Source organism: Silvibacterium acidisoli (assembly GCA_022870745.1).
In the GTDB taxonomy this organism is placed as follows: Bacteria; Acidobacteriota; Terriglobia; order Terriglobales; family Acidobacteriaceae; genus Silvibacterium.
Map to the genome: position 1 here is coordinate 4,816,696 of CP085323.1, position 18,204 is coordinate 4,834,899.

Sequence of the window (18,204 nt, forward strand, 5' to 3'; positions counted from 1 at the left end):
GCACTCGCGAGGCCTCAGCTTTCGCTGGCGCGAGGCTGAAACTGATTCCAGATTTTCCCTTTCTCCCCGAGCCCCGCTGCCAGCCCGCCCTACTCCTTTCTTGCGCTCAACGACACTGCATCTCCTCCTTAGGTCGCATGCAGACGGGTTTATTACTGATGGTTTTCCCCTGTTTATCCGGCGTTTCATTGGTTCCGTGAGGCCCGGTGGCTACAAAAAACGAGTACGGGATAAATCTGCTTGACAACTCATTTTGCGAAGCGGTTAGATAGGTTCGCTCTGGAATCGGTACCACAATCCACCGCTAGTCCGGCATTTTGGGAAGGAACATCAAGAACGCTATGTCGATTGATTCTGTTGTAAGGTTTTATCGCTCTGGGGCAAGCCCGCAAAGAGCTTCCGGCCAATTCGCAAAGACCGCAAGGCTGAAGAGCTGCCTGCTCATTGCCTTCGCGGTAGTATTTCTCTTCGCCGCTCAGGCGCAAGCGCAGCTCGATACCAGCACCATCACAGGCGTAGTTACAGACCGCAGTGGTGCAGTCGTGCCGGGAGCAAACGTAACAATTACAGACACAAAGACCAACCGTTCTTTTAACACCGTCACCAATTCCAAGGGAGAATACTTTGCTCCCTCGCTCAGTGTGAGCGTGTACCAGCTCAAGGTTTCGAAAGAGGGATATCGGGCTACGACACTGGAAGGCATCGTTCTCCACGCCAACGACAGCATCTCGGAGAACGCGGTGCTCGAAGTAGGCCAAGTCAATGAAACAGTGACCATCCAGGCTGACAAGGTGAAGGTCGACACGGAAACGAGCAATCTCGGCGTGACCATCAACGCCAGCCAGGTAAGCCAGCTCCCGCTGAATGGCCGCGATGTCACCAACCTGCTCGCGCTTGTTCCCGGCGCAGTCCAGAATACGAACAGCGTGAACAACGACTCGCTTGGCGGTTTCCCGAGCGGACAGTTCGGCGCGAACATGCTCCTCGACGGCGGCGACTCGACTCGCGTCGATGCCAACGTTACATTCACCACCTTTGGACGCGGCAATGCTCGCGTGACCCGCTCCAGCGTCGACAACGTGCAGGAAGTGAAGGTTCTCTCCTCCGACTACTCGGCTGAGTATGGACGCGCGGTCGGTGAAATCGTCAATCTGATTACCAAGTCCGGCAGCAACACCCTGCACGGCGAGGCCTTCGAGTTCTTCCGCAACGACGCCATGGACGCCAAGAACTACTTCGACAATGGCGAGGCAGTTCCGCTGCGCCTGAACCAGTTCGGTGGCAACCTGGGCGGCCCCATCCTCAAAGACAAGCTCTTCTACTTCGGCAACTACGAGGGGGTGCGGCAGCGCGTGACCAATCTCCAGACTGGACAGACGCTCGTACTGAACCAGGCGATGCGCAACATGGCTGTTCCCTCCATGCAGCCGATTGTGGCTCTGATCCCCAAGGGCAACGCTGGCCCCGCCGCGCCGCAAGGCAACATCAACTACGGCTACTGGTTCGATATCCTGAACGGAACCACCTACAGTGATATTAACGAGAACACCTTCGCTCTGAAGCTCGACTACGTCCTGTCGCCGAAGAACAACTTCGCCTTCCGCTACAACTACAACCAAAGCAATACCTACGGAACCTACGGCCTGGCGCTTGGGCAGTACTCGTCGGCTCCTGAGCTTGCGCAGCTTGGCAAAGCCACGTGGAACTACATCGGCTCTGAAACCTTCCTCAACGAACTCGGTTTCAACATCAACAGCCCTCATTCGCACCAAGGCGCGGGCGAGCCCGGGCTTCCTATCTGGGGCTGCCTGTCCTGCCAGGTGGGACTCGGACTGACGCCATCCCCTGCAACCTTCGAATCGGCCGAGCCGGCGATTTCTTATGAAGTAACGGACACCGCAACCAAGATCAAGGGAAGAAACCAGATCCGCTTCGGCGCGGACGTGCGCTGGAACAACGTAGGCCGCGAGCTCTTCCCGCAATACAACATCACCTACAACGGCGGCCCTTCGGTTGCGGCCGCGTCCACTATTCCCTGCGTCGCGACCGGCACCAACCCGACCTGCCCCAGCGGCGGCCCAGAAGGCTTCCTGGCGAATAACGGTGAGGGTTACTCTGTCCTTGGCTACCCCATGACGCACATGGAAAATGCCATGACAGCATATTTCATCAACGACGAAGTGAAGCTGTTTCCGAACCTCTCGCTGAACCTCGGCATTCGCTACGAATACAACACCGTTCTCCACGACTCCAACAGCACGCTGCAGAATTTCGACATTCCGACGCTCTCGCTTGAGAAGCCGGGAACGCAGCTTTACGCCCCCTCTTATGTCGACTGGGCTCCGCGCTTCGGTTTCAACTGGGATCCGTTCAGCAAGGGCCTGACCACCGTCAAGGGTGGCTTCGGCCTGTTCTTCCTTCCCATCGCTCCCGGCGGTCCGTTGAACATCGCAGAGAACACGGAGCAGAACGTCTCCATCAACCTGCTGAGCATCAACTCCGGAGCTCTCACCTGCACACCGGCAATCACTACGGTCACATATCCCCTGCCGACACAAGTGCCGAACTGTACACCCCAGGCACCGGTCAATGTCACGGCATTCGATCCAAAGCAACGCGATCAGTATGCGGAGCAGTGGAGCCTTGCGATCGACCAGCAGATTGCAAAGAATACCGTGGTGACCGTTGCCTATCGTGGAAACCGCGGACTGCGCCTTGGAGGTGGTTACAACACGAACTCGGCTGAAACCCTTCCCGACGGTAAAGCAATCCCTCAACAAGAATGCACAACGAATCCCGACGGAACTCAAACATGCGTTCCCTATCCGATTACGTATCGCCTTAGCCCTCTTTGGGGCAGCATCAACTACTCGGGGCAGTTCGCTTCATCTAACTACAACGCTCTCGTGGTGAGCGGCCGCACAGAGACGCATGGACTGAATCTGCAGGCGAGCTACACCTGGTCGCACGAGTTCGACGACTACATGGGCCTGTTCGAGGCTTATCAGAACCCACAAAATCCAAAGGGAGACTGGTCGCAGGGCGACATCGACGTTCGCCATTCGTTCAATGTCGGAGCCGTCTACAACGCGCCTCGCATTCCCGGATTGCCAAGAAGAGCCGGCGAAGGCTGGCAGATCACATCCATCGTGCAAGCGAGAACCGGCGTTCCCGTGAACTTCGGCTACAGCATGTATGACCCATCTTCGCCGAGCCTCCGTCCGGATTGCGTCCTGGGAGTTTCGACCCGCGCGGCACACTATTCGTATACCAATCAGTTCAACCCCGCGGCCTTTACCGCACCGGCGCTTGCGTACGGCAACTGCCCCCGTAACTACGGACGCGCGCCCGGCTATGTTCAACCTGACTTCGGACTCGTGAAAAACACCAGGATTCTCGGCCGCGCCACCTGGGAGTTCCGCGCTGAGGCCTTCAACATCTTCAACCATCCGAACTTTGCCGGTCCTGGCGCGACGGTGAATGGATTCAACTTCGGTATCAGCACTTCGACCATCGGCAGCCTCGTAGGTCAGGGCACGTCGCGACAATTGCAGATATCGAGCAAGATAGTCTTCTAGACCTTTTCATGTACTGCCTCCTACCATGGCCGCGTTCTGTCCGCATCGTGGAACACGGCCATGGCCTTTGTCTCCGCTCCATGAGACTTCTTCCCTGTGTTCCTTCAATTGACACCACCCATACCCAATGCTAAGTTCCAGAATTATGGAATCGGTTCCACAGCCACGCCGCCGCACTGCCCTGCACGGGTGCCTTATAGCGGCCTGTTCCCTCTTCATGCTTGCGCCTGTCGCGGTTGCCGCAACCGATAGTTCCGCGCAAATCAAGACCGTATACATCATCCCCAGCTCTCACTGGGACTATGGTTTTGTAGACACGCCTGAAGGCGTCAGGCGGCGGATCAAGCCACACATCGATGCTGTCATGGCCGCTTGCGACGCCGACCCGCAGTTCCGATGGACCATAGAGAGTGTCTGGCAGCTCCAGGCATGGCTTGAACAGACGAAAGATCCCGCGCAGATCCAGCATCTTGCCGACCTGATGCATAAAGGACAGATCGAGCTGTCAGCAGCCTACGGCAGCATGCATACCGAATTCATGGGCTCGGAAGAACTGAACCGCCTGGTTTCAAGCGGCCAGCAGGTAGAGCAACGCTTCGGAGTGCATCCGACCGTCGCCATGATGAACGATGTTCCGGGCTTCTCGATGCGCCTGCCACAGGTCTTCGCACGCTCCGGTATCAAGTACTTCATCACGGGATCGAACATCGCTCTCGGGGGCGGCGCAGCCCTCTGGCCGGGCAAGGTTCCCTTCTACTGGAAGTCGCCCGATGGCAGCGGCGTACTGGTCTGGCAGACCCAGGGTAAGAACGGTGGATACACCGAAGGCATGGCGGATTTCTATCTCGCGCCACAGGCTGAAGACCCCTACGAGCACACGAAGTTCTATCCAAAGGAGTGGAAAGGGCTGCCTGACCTTGAAATCATGCAGCGCGGCATCGACAAGATGCTCAAGCAGTATGCCGACGCCGGCTACCAGCACCATATCGCGGCGGTCTTTTTCATGCATGACGCGGTCGGGCCCGATCTCGAAGCGAAGTACCTTCTGCCGAGCGTACGCGCATGGAATGCCGCCGGCAAGCTTCCTCATCTCGTCGTCGCTACGCCTTCGGAGTTCTTTGCTCATCTCGAGTCCGACGGCGGCAGCACCAGCCCTGCATACATGGGGGACTGGAGCGGTCTGTGGGCCGAGGTGAAGGTGAATTCGCCAGCCATGAGCGCCGATGCACGCTTCCTGCAGGAGCGCATCCCGCAGACCGAGACACTCTGGTCGCTGCTGAAGATGCAGCATATGGTTTCGGAATATCCCGGCAAGACATTCGACACCGGCTACAACGACCTCTTCCAATATGACGAGCACAACGGCGCAGGTCAGGGCGGCTGGCCAGACGTGCTGACCAAAGAGCAGGTGTTCGAACAGAATCGCGAATATTCGGAGTGGCTGCGCTCTGGCCGCGAGTCAACCTCGAAGCTGTTTGATGAGGGCCTCGAAGAGCTCGCGCCCGTCCAATCATCCGGCCAGGTCGTGCTGGCTTATAACCCGCAAAGCTGGACTCGCTCCCAGCTTGTAAAAGTGTCACCTGGCGCTGGCTCCTGGAATGTGCGCGACGCGTCCACAGGAGAACTGATTCCCTCTCAGCGGCTGGCATCGGATGAGCTCTACTTCGAAGCCAAGGATGTACCGTCGGAGGGCTACCGCACCTATCGAATCGAATCCGCCACGAGCAACAAGGATGCCTCATCTTCAAGCGACGGCGCCGCCCTTGAGAGCCCCTACTTCAAAGTAGAGTTGGATTCCAAGACCGGCAACATTACACGCATTACCGATCTGCGTGCCCAGCGTGTGATCGTCGATCACAAAGACGGCGGTGCTGCCGGTGAGCTCATGCTGAATGACTCAGCATACGAAGCACCTGCTGACTCCGCCGCAGTCCTGCTGCGCCACGATCGCGGACCCGTCGTCGATCGCCTCGTGATCAGCCGGCCTGGCTCCCTGTGGCCTGAAACTACCATCACACTGCCACAGGCTGAACCGGTGGTGCGCATCGATCAGGTGCTTGACCGCAGCAGGATGCCCTTTGTTGCCGACAAGCAGCGGCGCGCCCTGTATTCCTTCGCCTTCAACTTCTCGGTTCACGGTAAGGCCGAGCACTGGATCGATAACGGGGCAGGTCTCTATCGCTTTCCCGATGAACTCTTACCTGGAGCGAGAAAAGATGGTGTGGTGCCGCGCCACACGCTGGTGTGGGACGATAACGGTTCTTACCAGCTGATGCTCACCCAGAAGCAGTCCTTTTACGATCGTCTTCGCACGCACACTGCCTCATCGGATCAAAACCTGCAATCGACGGATGGAGTGCTGATCGACGCGATGATCAAGCACGATGAGGCCAAAACCAAGGACACCGGAGTTACGAGCTTCGAAACCTACGAGCCCGGCTACCCAAAGGACTATACGTTTTCCTTTGCGTTAACCGGTCAGGCCGGCCCGGTTGACCCTGTATCCGCACATCGCTTTACGGTCCCGGAGGATTCCGACGCCATTGAATTGTCACCAGGCCGCGGCGCCTCTCACCCGACAGCATCGCTTCTTTCGCTCAGCGCGGCGAACGTCGTTGTCGAGGCGCTCAGACCCAGTTCCGATGGCAATGCGAACGACTACCTGCTGCGGCTGCGGGAACTGAGTGGTAAGGCGACAGATCTCAGTCTCACTCTTCCGGTAAAGCTTGCTGCCATCGCAGAAACGAACCTTACCGAGGACAGCGTAATCCGAACGGGCCTGCGAGCCAACGCTATCCACATCTCACCTCACCAGACACTCACTTTGCGGTTATCGGTGGCGCACTCCGCTGGCGCCACATCAGGAGAAATCAAGTGAACGTAAGCAAGTCTGTTTCGAAGGCCTGCAAGGCAGCTCTCTTGGGAGTCTTTGTTTTATGCAGCGGCACAATCGCTTCGGCACAACAGAATGACTGGGCCGAATCAGCTTCTTTCGGATACGGCATCGGCGCCAACATCACCTACGGCACCTTCGGGAACGTCCCTGTTCACCTGGATGTATGGCGGAATATGAAAGCTACGGGTCCAGTGCCCACGCTGATGTATATCCACGGCGGAGGCTGGGTCTTCGGCGACAAAGGCGGCGCAGACAATCTCTTTCTTCCCTACATCGAGCGCGGCTGGAATGTCGTGAATGTTGAATACAGGATGGCCGGCGACGCTCCCGCTCCCGGCGCCGTCGAAGATGTTCGCTGCGCCCTGCGGTGGATTTACAGAAACGCCGGGGAGTACCACTTCGATACCACCCGCATCGTCGCTACGGGTCATTCCGCGGGCGGACATCTCGCCCTGATGGTAGGCATGCTGCCTTCCGGCGGCGACCTCGACAGCGCGTGCCCTGCAGATGCGGGAGATCCACCTCTGAAGGTGGCGGCTATCGTGAACTGGTTTGGCATCACCGATGTGAACGAAATTCTCAGCGGACCTGACCGCAAAACCTATGCCGTTGCCTGGATCGGCGCACAGCCCGACAAGGAAGCGCGCGCGAAGCGGGTTTCTCCGATTACGTATGTACGTTCAGACCTGCCGCCTATCATCACGGTTCACGGCGACCACGACCCGGTTGTTCCCTACTCCCAGGCGGTTCACCTGCGCGATGCACTGAGCCAGGCTGGAGTGCCGAATGAGCTGGTCACTGTTCCGGGAGGCAGTCACGGTGGCTTTTCAGATGATCAGTTGCACATGGCGTTTGCGCAGGTCTGGAAGTTTCTCGACGCGCATCATCTGCCAGTGACGATCCCATCGGCTTCCACAGAGGCACGCTGATGGACGAACATCCAATTCCCCAGGAACTGGAAGGGCCCCTGCAGGAAGAGATTGCGAAAGCTGACGAAGCTTACTCGAGACTGTCGTCGTTCGATCGCAACTTTCTCGAACAACTTCACCGGCTTCCTCCTCTCGGGCTGCTGTCCGTAGAGGAGGAGCGTGTTCGCATGCGTGCTGGACAAACTACGAAAACCGGCGAATATCCTGTCGACGTGGAAACATTTCAAACATCGGCCTGCCCTGTCCACCTGGTTCGGCCGATCGAAGCCCCATCGTTGTCACCCGTCCTCTTTTTTCTGCACGGCGGCGGATGGGTGCTTGGGGATTTTGACACACACGCCAAGCTTATCTGCGAACTTGCTGTGAGTATCGGGTGCGCGGTCGCATTCATCGACTACCCGCGTGCTCCCGAGCACCCTTTCCCTGCGCCGCTCGAGGCCTCGATCGTCGCGCTCTACGAGGTTCTGGAAGCATCCGCATCCTTAAGGCTCGACAGAGAGAAATTCGCAGTCGGAGGAGACAGTTCGGGGGGCAATCTGTCAGCCGCACTCATTCTGTCAGCAGCTGCGCGAGACCTGCCTCTACCGCTCCGGCAGGTTCTTCTCTACCCGGTGATGGATCATAAAGTCGATTCGGCATCGTACCGGCAGTTCAGGGACAATCCCAACCTCAGCCAAGCCACGATGGAATGGTTCTGGAGCAACTATCTTCCGCAGGGCTCTGTCGGGGCCGATCCACTCGTTTCGCCACCGAACGCCTCCGCTGAAATGCTTGCGCAATTCCCTCCCACCCTGCTCGTAACCTGTGAGTACGACGTTCTGAGGGATGAGGGAGAGCAGTTTGCCGCCCGCCTTGTCCACGCTGGTGTTGAAGTGACGGCAGTGCGCTGGCTGGGAGCGCTTCACGGCTTCCTCGTAACCGAGTCGCTCTCGGCTTCATCATCCGCGCAGGCGTGTATCGACACCATCGCGCAGTATATCCGCCGCGGGTTCGAAAGCTAGCGAACCCTGCGCAGGCCGGGGATCAGGCAGTCGTGCAACCGCACGATTGCCTGATCACGAGGTTCGAGGCTACCTCGATATGCTGCGGTGAGTTGTTCTCTCCTGCCATGTGGCTGAGCAGGAGCTGCGTCGCTGTTTGTGCAAGCTCCTCGATCGCCTGCCTGACCACGGTGATCGAAGGACGAAGCGTGGCAGCCAGTGCGAAGTCGTCGAACCCTATCAGGCTTACGCGCTCAGGAACCCGGATACCGTGGTTCTGCATGACCTCATAAGCAAGAATTGTCGACTGGTTGTAGAGGCCGAAGATCGCGTCGATCTTGCCCTTCGCCGACATGTGCTTCATGATCGCCGCTTCGGCGGACGGATAATCTGCGGCTTCCATCTCGGCCAGCACGTCGAGGCCGGCCGCCTTCAAAGCCGTGGTAGCACCTTTCATTCGTTCCCTGATGGTATGAAGGTTCGGATCACCGCCCAGGCAAAGGATCCGCTTGCGGCCATGGTGGATGAGATGACGCACGGCGTGCTGGGCAGCGGTGTTGTTATCCGAGACAACGCTCGAGAACTCCCTGCTCGCAATGGGGCGATCGAAGGCCACGATAGGTACGGAAAGGCGGCGCAGATTCTGCAGCAACGCCTTGGAACTGGAACGTGGAGGAACCAGAAGAAGCCCATCTACGCGGTGACGTTCCAGGATCTGCAGATCCTCGAGCTCCAGCTGCGCCTTGTCCTGGGAGGTGAGCAGAAGCAGGACATAATCCTTGCGTCGCGCATGCACTTCCGCCACGGATGCGAACCGGGCAAAGAAAGGATCGGTAATCGATGGAACAATCAGACCGATGGTACGGGAACGGTCACTCTTCAGCGAACGGGCGGCGACATTCGGCTGGTATCCGAGCTCTTTCATGACGCGCTGAATCCGCGCCAGCATCTCCGGGCCAACATAATGGCCACCGTTGATTACACGAGAGACGGTGGTGGTGCCGACTCCGGCTGCTCTTGCAACATCATGGAGAGTAGGGCGACTCCTACGGATGTTCATCAGGTAGTTTGACGTCCTTCTTACGCGTTCTAACAATGGCCCGCGCACAACAGCGGCCAACCGACATTATGACATCAACCTGCACGGAAGATAAGTCAGTTACAACGACATAGCTGCCGCCCGTGAAAGCCGATTCGGCATTCAGATCGTCACAATCTGAAGCTTTTCGCGGGCCTCGTAGCCCGCGATCTCAAGTTGGCTTTTGGCAATCCCGATGCGCAGGCTTCCGGCAACTTCATCGACTTCGATCCGGCCGGATAGGGATGCTACAGGCCTTTGGCTTCCCTTCGAGGCAGGACGCGCCTGCCGCCGGCCTGGGGACAGGTCAAAATCATGACCTTCACGCTCTCCCCGGCCTTGCACCTGTACTCCCGCTCAGCGCCTCCCTGTGCCCATAGAACATCTCCGGGAGCGAGAATCTCTTCTCTCGATGCTGAAATGAATACAACCGAGCCCTCCATGACGTATGCGAACTCTTCGCCGTCAAAGATCTCCGGGAAAAAGGAAGAGTCCGCATCGCTCACTGGAAACTCCGCAATGCACGGCACCAGGCTCCGGTCCGGAATCAGCGCGCTCATGCTCTCCGAGATCATGGACCCCGACCGATTATTGATCGTGAGCCGCGATCTGACCTTCCCTCTCGAAATCCTGAAGCAGTTCCGGTTAGCGGTCTCGAAGAAGTAATCCAGGTTTCGCTCGAAGACCAACGCGATGCGGGAGAGGTTCCTTAGAGTCGGAACGACGCGCCCTGTCTCAAGCTGAGAAAGAAAGCTCGCCGAAAGGCCGGTTCTCCGCCCTAAATCGACCAGCCCCATGGAGCGTTTAAGGCGAAGTCGACGAATCTTACCGCCAATTCCTGCCGCCACAATGGCATTCTCGACCTGTTCTTCCCAGGCCTCCCTGGCCTCTGCGTCGAACATCTTTTTGCGTCCACCTTTCCCGTCGGCTTTAGGCCGAGTCGAACCACAGGATATTGATTCGTCGATTACGATGACTCTACCTAGTGTACCGGGTAGTCGACGGCAGCCGGAATAGGTGAAACCATCCAGCGCAGCCGGCAATGTCGAGAAGACAACCCTCGGGCTTTCAATAAATTTAATGGACGGAAACCGGCAGCGGTTTCCAGTGGCTTCCCCATTGGGATGGCTTGCTCCCCATCACAAAATGCAGAATGCCTCCGGCCTGGATCTGCTCCCACGTGATTACCGGGATATCGAGGGGCCTCCCATTCAGGGTGGCCGACTGGATATAAACGTTCGCCGCCGAGTTGTTGACCGCCTCGACGCGAAAAGTCTTTCCATTCTGCAGCGAGAGCGAGATCTTCCCGTACATCGGGCTCCCAATCATATATTCCCCGCTTGCCGGATTCACCGGATAGAATCCCATCGCGGTAAACAGCAGCCACGCTGACATCTGGCCGCAATCGTCGTCGCCATCGAGCCCGCCGGGAGTCGCGTCGTATTCCTTCGCGGCGATTTTTCGGACCATCGCCTGAGTCTTCCACGGCTCTCCGCCAAAGTCATACAAATAACCATAATGATGACTTGGCTCATTGCTGTGTACGTTGTGGCCGCCACTAAAGTGTTGATCGAGCTTCCGGTCGTAGTTTTCTGCCCCGCCCATCAACTGGATCAATCCTGCCTGGTCATGGAATGGCGAAAATGTGTAGACCCAGGCGTCGCCCTCTGTCCATCCCGAAACACCGCGGTTACCGGGATCGTCCCTTGTGCCACCGATCGGCGCCCACTTGCCGTCGGATGTCTTGCCGTTCATGAGCCCTAATGCCGGGTTGTAGAGGTTGCGGTCATTCAGCGAGCGTTTCAGGAAGAACTGATAATCCTCGGTTCGTCCTAGCGCTTTCGCAATCTGGGCTACACACCAGTCGTCATAGCTGTCTTCCAGTGTCCGGGAAGAGGCTTCGTCGGTCCTGTCCGTCGGAATGTAGCCGAGCTGCTTATAGTAGGTGAGACCGGCGCGGGCCTCGTAAGGAGTATGCTCTTCGCGGTCCAGCCAACGGCGCGTGGTATCTCCATCGGGCGGCGTCATGGCGTCTTTGTAAACCGCCTGCCATGCGAGCTGCTGGTCGAAGCCATGAAAGCCTTTCCTGAAGGCTTCGGCGACGAGCGAATCGGCGTGCGTTGCAATCATGATGTTGGTGTAGCTGGGATTCGGCCACTTGGGCATCCAGCCGCCTTCCCTGAAGTTCTGCAGAAGGGCCGTGATCATGCCGTCGATTCGCTCCGGAGCAACCAACGTCAGCCAGCTGTTCTCGGCGCGGAAAGTGTCCCAGATGGAGTAGGCGGTATAACTTTCTCCGGAGTGTATCTTGTCGTCGAAGGCGCTGTAATAGCGGCCATATTCGGAGAAGACGCGCGGGTAGAGCAGCGTATGGTACATCGCCGTGTACAGCAGCCGCTTCTCGTCATCCTTCGCTTCGGGCATTTGAAGCCGCGATAGCTTCTGGTTCCAGACGGCGTGAAGATTCTTGCGCACTGCCTGGAAATCCCAGGCGGGAATTTCCCTCCGAAGATTTTCACGGGCCTGCTCAACACTGATGAACGATGTCCCGACACGAACCTGGATCGTCTGCCCGGGTTTGAACTCCGCGTAGGCGCCACGGCTTGAAGCGGCAGTGGCATCGCCCATGCCGTAGGTCTTCATGTCCTCGGGCGCCTGCTGAAACTGGACGACGAAGTAGCCTTTGAAGTTCTTCAGCGCCAATGGCCCCAGGTGCGCATCCATGCGATGCGGATTGAAGCCGGAGATTTCCCGGGTTGCAGGATCGACCGCGGCCATGCCCGCGATGCCGGGCCGCGATGCTTCGACGATGACACGGGCTTTTCCCGTCTCTGGAAAGGTAAAACGGAAGATGGAGCAGCGCTCGGTTGCCGTGAGCTCTGCCTGAATCCTGCCATTCGCGCCCGCGTCAAGCGAGACGCGATAGTAGTCCGGCTGAGCTGTTTCCGACGCGTGGCTGTAGGCCAGCTTGCGCGATTCCGGTGTGGTGCGCAATTCCCCAACCTGCGGAATTACGGTCACGTATCCATAATCACCCATCCAGATGGCCGGCTGATGCGTGCCGATGAATCCCGAGATGGTCGCGTCGTCAAAGTTGTACGACGTTACGCTGATCTTGTTCTGCCTGGTCTGCGGCGTCCAGTCCGTCATGCCGAATGGCGCCGTCACGAATGGCATGGTGCCGCCATAGCCGATGGCGCTGCGCTGACTGCCGAGCAGCGGATTCACATAGGACACGGCGTCATTCTGAGCGGAGAGGCAGGAAAAAGAGCCTGCCAGAAGAATTACAAGGGCAGTTGCAAGCCTGTTCATCAGGAGAAATTGTATCGTCGCCGCTGCCCCAACGCCACGCTCCTGGGCTCCTGCTCACCGCGTTCGGGTCATGCGCGTCACCAGCTCGTCCCGGAAATAGGCACCGACTCCGCCGGCAGATGAATTGCCAGATAAGCGGTGTCAGGCGAAGCGACCCCGTCCCCATCTACCTCTCGCTTATGTTTCTCTTTGGATTTCCCCTCCTTCCTGTTACTGTCTTTCTCTATCGAAAATGGCCTCGAAGCATTTCATGTAGCGGCCGAAATGGGGGAGGCATCATGAATCGCCGTGATTGGCTTCGCGGAGCAAGCATGCTGGCGGGCGCGGCTCTACAACGAGGAGTCGTACCGGCCGCTCCTGCGGAAGCACCGGTCAAAGGCCGCCCTTGCGCACTGGCGCTCGAGGACTTCCAGCCGAAGAGCATGTTGAAAGTAAAGGAAACCCACGTGCCACGGGCAAAATTCCCGGTGATCGACTTCCACACCCATCTCAGCCACTCGGCAAGAACCGTGAACGGTGTCGCGATGGTTTCGGCGCGGACGTATGCCTCTCCCCCTGCACCGTTGGTCGCGGTGATGGATCGCAAGAATATCCGCACCATGGTGAACCTGACCGGCGGTTACGGAGAGGGGCTTCGCGAGACGATTGCGAAGTACGATCGCGCCTATCCCGGCCGCTTCGTCACTTTTACTGAGCCCTGTTACGAGTTCTGGAGAGAGCCCAAGTATACGCAGATTCAGGCGGACGCAATCGCGCGTGCGCATCAGGACGGCGCACGCGGATTGAAGATCTTGAAGACGCTTGGACTCTATCTGCGCGAGAACATCACGACAGGAAAGCTGGTGCGTGTGGACGATCCCAGGTTCGACCCTATGTGGGACGCCTGCGGCCAGCTCGGCATGCCGGTAGCGATCCACGTTGCCGACCCGGAGGCGTTCTTTCTGCCGACTGACCGCTTCAACGAGCGGTATGAAGAGCTGAGCCATCACCCTGACTGGTCGTTTTATGGCCGCGATTTTCCGACTGTGGCGGAGATCCTCGAGGCCCGCAATCGCATTCTGGCACGGCATCCGAAGACGAACTTCGTAGTGCTGCATGTAGGCAATCATGCGGAGGACCTTGGAGATGTCACCGCGTGCCTTGACCGCTTCCCCAATATGCATGTCGACCTTGCCGCGAGAATCGGCGAGTTGGGACGACAGCCGCGTACAGCGCGGAAGTTCTTCGACAAATATCAGGACCGGATCGTGCTGGGCACGGATGCGACGCCGCATGGAGATTCCTATCCGCAGCAGGTCTTCAACGACAGACTTTATGAGATCTACTATCGCTTTCTCGAAACCGATGATGAGTACTTCGACTACGCTCCTTCGGATATTCCTCCGCAGGGACGGTGGCGCATCTATGGCATCGATCTGAGCGAGACAATATTGCGGAAGGTTTACCACGAGAACGCTGCGCGTCAGCTGGGCATGAACGCATAAAGGAGAGGATTCGATGCGGCGCAGGGATTTCCTGAAAAGCGGTGCGATGCTTGCCGGGGGTCTGAATCTGGCGGTGGGCAAAGCTGAGGGCATGGTTCGTGCCCACAATTGGAACGATTACAACTTCGGCTCTGGGCCAGAGGTACACGACCGGCTGAATCAGGGGCCGTTCCCGCAGTACGAGCCGGACGCCGCGATTCCATCAGACGAAGTCGTAATGGCGACAACGCCGTCGGACGATCCGGTGCCGCACTATGGCAAAGGCCTGGTTACATATATTACGGCCGACATGGGGACGGAGGAGATCAAGTCCGGCAACATACCCCAGGCGATTGAAGACCTGGTGAAGTTTTCACTCGGAGATGTTTTGTATATCCGGCCTACATGGCGAGAGGTGCAGCCCAAGCCCGGGCCGCTCCAGCTGCCGGATTATGTGAAGCAGGTCTTCGAGCTGAGCAGGAAATACAACAAGCGCGTGGGCCTGCGCGTACAAATGAGTGCTCCGGACCATACACACAGTGCTGCTCTGCCGGATTTCGTGCTGGAACGCGTGCCGAAGGTGGATCTTGTTCTGAATAACGCGAGCGGAGAAGACCGAAAGGCAGGACAGCGATTCATCGATAACCCTCACAGCAAGTATCAGCCGCGCTTTGACGATCCCTTCTTTCAGAGCGCCTTTGCTGACCTGGTGGGAAGCATGGCTGCTGAATTCAACGGCAGTCCTCATGTCGAGTTCATCGATACGTTCATGTATGGCTTCTGGGGCGAAGGCCACACATGGCCCTTTAGCAACAATCCCTTTCCCGATTACCAGACCGCGGAACGCACATGGACGAAGATGCTCGAGGTTCAGCTTGAGCACTTTACGAAGACTCCACTCCTGACGAACACGCAGCCGGACTTCAGCCGGGTGGGCAACTCCGAGTTGCTGGACCGCACGGTGCGCAGCAATAACTGGATTCGCAGCGACACTATCTTCATCGAGAACGAGCAGATCGAGGCATTGAGTAACCGCCCTCCGTGGATCGGCGCTTTGCTCGAGCAGGGCTTGCCGGGAAAGCCTCCTGACACGCAGCCCAGCGACGACGGTGTTTCACCGGCAGAGAATATGATCGCGCACGTAATGGATATCGGCGCGAATTACTGGTCGCTCTGGAACTTTCACAACATCAGCGCGCAGAATTTGCAACGCTACTACGCTGCGTATCCGGAATGGTTCAACCGTATTCACCGCCGTATCGGATTTCGAGTGCGGCCTTCGTTCATCTGGAGCTATGAGACAGGCAGCTACACAGGACTGATCGTGGGCTTTGCAAACGACGGCATTGCGGGAGTGCCGGGCGTGCTTCGCGTGACGGTGGAGAGCGAAGATGGCAGACAACTGGTGAGCGGATGCCTGGATGCAGGTTATCCGCTACCGGGAAAGATACGGCAGGCACAGTTTGTGCTGCCTGCCGGGGTGAAATGGCAAGGAACAAAACTCCGTGCAGAGATCGAGGTCAAAGGCATGCGCTATCCCGTGCCGTGGGCCTGTCGCCAGAAGCTGAATGAAGACGGCTCGCTGACGCTGAGGGGAAATCTGCGGCACGGGGTATAGTCAGCCTTTGCCTCGAAGGCTGACGGTTTTTAGGGCTTCTCCTCACTTAAGGATGGCGGAGCGTCCTGCGGCTGCGCTCCCCATGACTTGTTTGGCTCTGCTCCGAGCGTGAACCTGATCGCGCCACCGTCGGTCATATCCTGGAAGCGGATCCAGTTCTTTGCGTGTGCCTTTCCATTCAGCTCGACGCTCTGAATGTACGGCAGGTGTTCAGGATCAGGAGAGGACTCGATGGTGAAGGTCCTGCCCTTGTATGGCGCATTCAGATGAATAACGACCTTTGGGAAGACCGGGCTGGTCAGCTCGTAGGCGAGACTGGTGGGATCGACCGAGTAGAAGCCCATCATGCTCATCACTGCCCACGATGACATCGCGCCGCAATCGTCATTACCGGGAATGCCATCCGGAGTGTCAGGATAGTTCTCCTTCAGCACGCGGCGTACAACCCTCTGCGTCTCCCACGGCTTGCCGGAGAAATTGAACTCGAAAGGCGCCTGCAGGTCGGTTTCGTTGTAGGGGTTGTAGTATTGCCCGAACCAGCTTGGATATTCGTAATCGAAGAAGTTCGTCAGGCGCTTATTGAAGAGATCCTGCCCCATCGACTTCACCACCCAGGCCATGTCTGTGGGCTCGAACCATTGATAATGCCAGCCGGAACCCTCGATGAAGCCATGCCACTCTTCCGCTGGGTCGAAGATCGGCACCCACGAGCCGTCAGCGTTCCTCGGCCGGAAGAAGCGTGTCTCCGGATCGAAGACATTGCGGTAATACAGCGAGCGATCGTACATGGTCTTCGCTTCCGCCGTCTTGCCGAGCGCTTTGCCCAGCCGGTAAAGCGAGGCATAGGCAATCACGTCTTCCTGGATCTGCGAAACCGATCCGTACTCGACTTTATCGTTCGGCGCATAATGCAGCTTGTTAATCCAGTCGATGCCGATCTGCCCCTGGTAAGGCTTGCCAGCCGGCGCGGGCTCGGTCGCGTCACGGTACATGCCCTCCCAGGCCGTCTTCATATCGAAGTCATGGAGTCCGTCGAGCCACGCGGTGCTCACGATCACCGTCAACGGGCTTCCCGCCATGATGTTCGTGTACCGGTTGATCTGCGGCCAACGATCGATCCAACCACCTTGCTTGTACATCAGGGCGACGGAGTCAGCCATGTCCTCCATGCGCTTCGGGTCGATCATTGCTACGAGCGGCATCTGGTCCCGGTAGATGTCCCAGCCGGAGAAGTTTCCGTAGAGCTCGTGTCCTGGCTTCACATTGTGAATCGCATCGTCGAAGCCGATGTACCGGCCGTCCACGTCGCTCAGGATGCTCGGCATCAGAAGGCTGTGATAGAGCCCTGTATAGAAGACGCGCTGCTGCGTCTCAGACCCTCCCGTGGCTTCGATCACACTCAGGGCCTTGTTCCACGAGGCTACCGCACTGCTATGAATCTGGTCGAAGCTCTTGCCCTCGGCCTCGGACTTGAGGTTGTTCCGCGCACCCTCCAGGTCGACATAGGAGATTCCGATCTGCGCGGTGACAGTCTGAGCCTGCGCTGCCGATGGCCAGCTTGCATACGCGCCTACCCACTGCTCATGGTTCGTCTGCTTTACTGCTTTCACTTCCGGATTCGGCGAAGCCGCGCCGCCCTTCAGCGTTCCGTTCCACGTGCCCGACTCCGCGAAAGAATGGTCGAAGCGGATGACAAAGTAAACCTTGTACGTGCCTTTCGCGTCGCAGAAGACCTGATTTTCGACATAGCCTTCCATCTCGCGGTCGCCTGTCATGTGAATCTCTGCGCTGCTTGTGTTGTTCAGCGTATGGCTGATCGGCACTACGATGTTCGCTGTCTTCCCGGCAGGAAACGTAAAGCGCAGCATGCCGGTGCGCTCGGTCGCGGTCAGCTCGGCATTCACATCCCAGCGCTTCAGGCGAACCTGGTAATAGCCCGGTGAAGCCGACTCCTGGTCGTGCGAGTACGGCGATTCGAGGCCAGCCTTGTCTGTAACCACCGCTCCGGTCGTCGCCGTTACGGAGACCTCACCTTCGTTGGCGCAGCCCACACCGCTCATGTGGGTCATGCTGAATCCTTTCAGGGAGTCCTGATAGTAGTGATATCCGAGGCCCTTGTCTTCGGTATCGGGACTTAGCTGCACCATTCCAAACGGTACAACTGCCCCCGGAAACAGGTTTTCGCTGTCGCCAGGACCCTTACCGGTTCCGATAAACGGATTGACCTTCCCGGCAGGTCCGCCATTGGCTTCACCGGCAGCAGCAGCAACAGGCAGAACAGACGTCACCGCAAACAACATCAATAGCGGCGCGCAAAAACCCTTCGCCGGTCTCTTAAACATGCTTCTCT

10 protein-coding genes are annotated in these 18,204 nt (G+C 58.0%); 6 read left to right on the forward strand and 4 right to left on the reverse strand.

From position 1 onward, the window contains the following. Positions 1-341 precede the first annotated feature (341 nt). The 4 genes from LJD29_RS19900 to LJD29_RS19915 all read left to right on the forward strand — a co-directional run bounded on the left by LJD29_RS19900 (position 342) and on the right by LJD29_RS19915 (position 8,404). Positions 342-3,578 carry a TonB-dependent receptor gene (locus LJD29_RS19900; RefSeq protein WP_446743323.1) on the forward strand — a complete coding sequence of 1,079 codons (3,237 nt, stop codon included), beginning with the start codon at positions 342-344 and terminating at the stop codon, positions 3,576-3,578. Positions 3,579-3,723: 145 nt separating this feature from the next. Then, positions 3,724-6,456 (forward strand): glycoside hydrolase family 38 N-terminal domain-containing protein, encoded by a 2,733-nt coding sequence (locus LJD29_RS19905; RefSeq protein WP_446743324.1) that lies wholly within the window; start codon positions 3,724-3,726, stop codon positions 6,454-6,456. Beyond that, a complete protein-coding gene (locus tag LJD29_RS19910) occupies positions 6,453-7,403 on the forward strand; it encodes an alpha/beta fold hydrolase (protein ID WP_446743325.1) in 951 nt (316 codons plus the stop codon). Before LJD29_RS19905 ends, LJD29_RS19910 begins: the two co-directional genes overlap by 4 nt. Further along, positions 7,403-8,404 carry an alpha/beta hydrolase gene (locus LJD29_RS19915; protein ID WP_446743326.1) on the forward strand — a complete coding sequence of 334 codons (1,002 nt, stop codon included), beginning with the start codon at positions 7,403-7,405 and terminating at the stop codon, positions 8,402-8,404. Before LJD29_RS19910 ends, LJD29_RS19915 begins: the two co-directional genes overlap by 1 nt. A 22-nt stretch (positions 8,405-8,426) precedes the next feature. Here LJD29_RS19915 and LJD29_RS19920 read toward each other — a convergent pair whose 3' ends face one another. The 3 genes from LJD29_RS19920 to LJD29_RS19930 form a co-directional block, all read right to left on the reverse strand. Then, positions 8,427-9,443, reverse strand: a complete 1,017-nt coding sequence (locus LJD29_RS19920) for a LacI family DNA-binding transcriptional regulator (protein WP_446743327.1) — start codon at positions 9,441-9,443, stop codon at positions 8,427-8,429. Positions 9,444-9,709: 266 nt separating this feature from the next. Continuing rightward, complete coding sequence (locus LJD29_RS19925; RefSeq protein ID WP_446743328.1) at positions 9,710-10,363, reverse strand: helix-turn-helix domain-containing protein; 654 nt, start codon at positions 10,361-10,363, stop codon at positions 9,710-9,712. Between the two features lie 175 nt (positions 10,364-10,538). Beyond that, the gene (locus LJD29_RS19930; RefSeq protein WP_446743329.1) at positions 10,539-12,773 is read right to left on the reverse strand and encodes a GH92 family glycosyl hydrolase; all 2,235 of its coding nucleotides are present in this window, start codon (positions 12,771-12,773) and stop codon (positions 10,539-10,541) included. A 278-nt stretch (positions 12,774-13,051) separates the two neighbouring features. Between LJD29_RS19930 and LJD29_RS19935 the strand changes: the two genes are divergently transcribed. Continuing rightward, a complete protein-coding gene (locus tag LJD29_RS19935; protein WP_446743330.1) occupies positions 13,052-14,257 on the forward strand; it encodes an amidohydrolase family protein in 1,206 nt (401 codons plus the stop codon). Between the two features lie 13 nt (positions 14,258-14,270). Continuing rightward, positions 14,271-15,854, forward strand: a complete 1,584-nt coding sequence (locus LJD29_RS19940) for a hypothetical protein (protein WP_446743331.1) — start codon at positions 14,271-14,273, stop codon at positions 15,852-15,854. 29 nt (positions 15,855-15,883) lie between these two features. On the opposite strand, the gene LJD29_RS19945 is transcribed toward LJD29_RS19940, so the two are convergent. Further along, positions 15,884-18,196 (reverse strand): GH92 family glycosyl hydrolase, encoded by a 2,313-nt coding sequence (locus LJD29_RS19945; protein WP_446743332.1) that lies wholly within the window; start codon positions 18,194-18,196, stop codon positions 15,884-15,886. Positions 18,197-18,204 lie beyond the last annotated feature (8 nt).

Coding starts and splice junctions, on each gene's coding strand:
- LJD29_RS19900 (WP_446743323.1), top strand. CDS start 342: ATGTCGATTGATTCTGTTGTAAGGTTTTATCGCTCTGGGGCAAGCCCG.
- LJD29_RS19905 (WP_446743324.1), top strand. CDS start 3,724: ATGGAATCGGTTCCACAGCCACGCCGCCGCACTGCCCTGCACGGGTGC.
- LJD29_RS19915 (WP_446743326.1), top strand. CDS start 7,403: ATGGACGAACATCCAATTCCCCAGGAACTGGAAGGGCCCCTGCAGGAA.
- LJD29_RS19920 (WP_446743327.1), bottom strand. CDS start 9,443: ATGAACATCCGTAGGAGTCGCCCTACTCTCCATGATGTTGCAAGAGCA.
- LJD29_RS19925 (WP_446743328.1), bottom strand. CDS start 10,363: ATGTTCGACGCAGAGGCCAGGGAGGCCTGGGAAGAACAGGTCGAGAAT.
- LJD29_RS19930 (WP_446743329.1), bottom strand. CDS start 12,773: ATGAACAGGCTTGCAACTGCCCTTGTAATTCTTCTGGCAGGCTCTTTT.
- LJD29_RS19935 (WP_446743330.1), top strand. CDS start 13,052: ATGAATCGCCGTGATTGGCTTCGCGGAGCAAGCATGCTGGCGGGCGCG.
- LJD29_RS19940 (WP_446743331.1), top strand. CDS start 14,271: ATGCGGCGCAGGGATTTCCTGAAAAGCGGTGCGATGCTTGCCGGGGGT.
- LJD29_RS19945 (WP_446743332.1), bottom strand. CDS start 18,196: ATGTTTAAGAGACCGGCGAAGGGTTTTTGCGCGCCGCTATTGATGTTG.